Genomic DNA, 413 nt, shown 5'->3' on the forward strand with positions numbered 1-413 from the left:
GGTGACGAGATCGCCACCGTGAACGACCCGGAGTGGGCGACCGAACCAGGTCACGACAGCGACAATCGGTGGGCGCACCGACCGAGGATGGACTGGGCGCGGGCCGAACAGCGTCACGAACTGCATCATGTCGAAGGGCGATTGTTCCTGGGGCTGCGGCACCTGATCGAAGTGCGGGCCGGTCTGCCACACCTGGAATCATCGGTTGCCGCCGAGATCCCGCGGCTGTCGGACCCCGGAATTCTGCCGGTTTTGCGCAGACATCCCCTTGGCCCACTACTGGAACTGTTCAATGTGACCGACGGTTGGCGGGCCTGGCCGGGATGGCGGCTCGACGAGCTGGGTCTGGTGGGTGCGCGGGACGCCATCAGCGGCAATCACATCCACCCAGGGCCGGACGGCAACATCTGGTT

At 65.6% G+C, this 413-nt stretch carries 1 protein-coding gene; it reads left to right on the forward strand.

The features are described 5' to 3' along the window. Positions 1-18: 18 nt before the first annotated feature. A partial coding sequence (locus D7Y13_RS43850) for a hypothetical protein (protein WP_208734708.1) occupies positions 19-413 on the forward strand: 395 nt, incomplete at its 3' end.

The sequence above is a fragment of the Corallococcus praedator genome (assembly GCF_003612125.1).
Classification (GTDB): domain Bacteria; phylum Myxococcota; class Myxococcia; order Myxococcales; family Myxococcaceae; genus Corallococcus; species Corallococcus praedator.